We start from the raw sequence: 1,850 nt of genomic DNA on the forward strand, positions 1-1,850 counted from the left end.
AACAACCGATAAGTGTGGGCACTCGATGAATAGTGCGTCTGCTTCGGCAGATAAGCTTTAAATTTATTGAGGCTCACATAGTAATAGGTAAGTTAAGTAATTAACTTGTCAGCATACTTTGAGAGCGACCGGTTCAAGTGATTTATCACGAAAAACCGAAAACAGTAACAGGTTTAAACTGAAGAGTTTGATCCTGGCTCAGATTGAACGCTGGCGGCATGCCTTACACATGCAAGTCGAACGGCAGCACGGGTGCTTGCACCTGGTGGCGAGTGGCGAACGGGTGAGTAATACATCGGAATGTACCTTGTAGTGGGGGATAGCTCGGCGAAAGCCGGATTAATACCGCATACGCTCTGAGGAGGAAAGCGGGGGACCTTCGGGCCTCGTGCTACAAGAGCAGCCGATGTCAGATTAGCTAGTTGGTGGGGTAAAAGCTCACCAAGGCGACGATCTGTAGCTGGTCTGAGAGGACGACCAGCCACACTGGGACTGAGACACGGCCCAGACTCCTACGGGAGGCAGCAGTGGGGAATTTTGGACAATGGGCGAAAGCCTGATCCAGCAATGCCGCGTGTGTGAAGAAGGCCTTCGGGTTGTAAAGCACTTTTGTCCGGAAAGAAATCCTCTGGGTTAATACCTCGGGGGGATGACGGTACCGGAAGAATAAGCACCGGCTAACTACGTGCCAGCAGCCGCGGTAATACGTAGGGTGCAAGCGTTAATCGGAATTACTGGGCGTAAAGCGTGCGCAGGCGGTTTTGTAAGACGGATGTGAAATCCCCGGGCTTAACCTGGGAACTGCATTCGTGACTGCAAGGCTAGAGTATGGCAGAGGGGGGTAGAATTCCACGTGTAGCAGTGAAATGCGTAGAGATGTGGAGGAATACCGATGGCGAAGGCAGCCCCCTGGGCCAATACTGACGCTCATGCACGAAAGCGTGGGGAGCAAACAGGATTAGATACCCTGGTAGTCCACGCCCTAAACGATGTCAACTAGTTGTTGGGGATTCATTTCCTTAGTAACGAAGCTAACGCGTGAAGTTGACCGCCTGGGGAGTACGGTCGCAAGATTAAAACTCAAAGGAATTGACGGGGACCCGCACAAGCGGTGGATGATGTGGATTAATTCGATGCAACGCGAAAAACCTTACCTACCCTTGACATGTACGGAATCTTGCTGAGAGGTGAGAGTGCTCGAAAGAGAACCGTAACACAGGTGCTGCATGGCTGTCGTCAGCTCGTGTCGTGAGATGTTGGGTTAAGTCCCGCAACGAGCGCAACCCTTGTCCTTAGTTGCTACGCAAGAGCACTCTAAGGAGACTGCCGGTGACAAACCGGAGGAAGGTGGGGATGACGTCAAGTCCTCATGGCCCTTATGGGTAGGGCTTCACACGTCATACAATGGTCGGTACAGAGGGCTGCCAAACCGCGAGGTGGAGCTAACCCCAGAAAACCGATCGTAGTCCGGATCGCAGTCTGCAACTCGACTGCGTGAAGCTGGAATCGCTAGTAATCGCGGATCAGCATGTCGCGGTGAATACGTTCCCGGGTCTTGTACACACCGCCCGTCACACCATGGGAGTGGGTTTTGCCAGAAGTAGGTAGCCTAACCGTAAGGAGGGCGCTTACCACGGCAGGATTCATGACTGGGGTGAAGTCGTAACAAGGTAGCCGTAGGGGAACCTGCGGCTGGATCACCTCCTTTCTAGAGCATGCACTGGAAGTTGAGTGTTCACGCTTATCGGTTGTTGACTGCGTAGATCTAAGTCGGGTCTGTAGCTCAGGTGGTTAGAGCACCGTCTTGATAAGGCGGGGGTCGAAGGTTCAAGTCCTTCCAGACCCACCAA

At 52.8% G+C, this 1,850-nt stretch carries 1 tRNA gene and 1 rRNA gene; both read left to right on the forward strand.

The window, feature by feature from the left end:
* Positions 1-175 precede the first annotated feature (175 nt).
* Positions 176-1,708, forward strand: a 16S ribosomal RNA gene (locus PBR20603_RS23975).
* Between the two features lie 64 nt (positions 1,709-1,772).
* Positions 1,773-1,849 (forward strand) — tRNA-Ile (locus PBR20603_RS23980).
* Position 1,850 lies beyond the last annotated feature (1 nt).

The organism is Pandoraea bronchicola, from assembly GCF_902459805.1.
GTDB lineage: Bacteria > Pseudomonadota > Gammaproteobacteria > Burkholderiales > Burkholderiaceae > Pandoraea > Pandoraea bronchicola.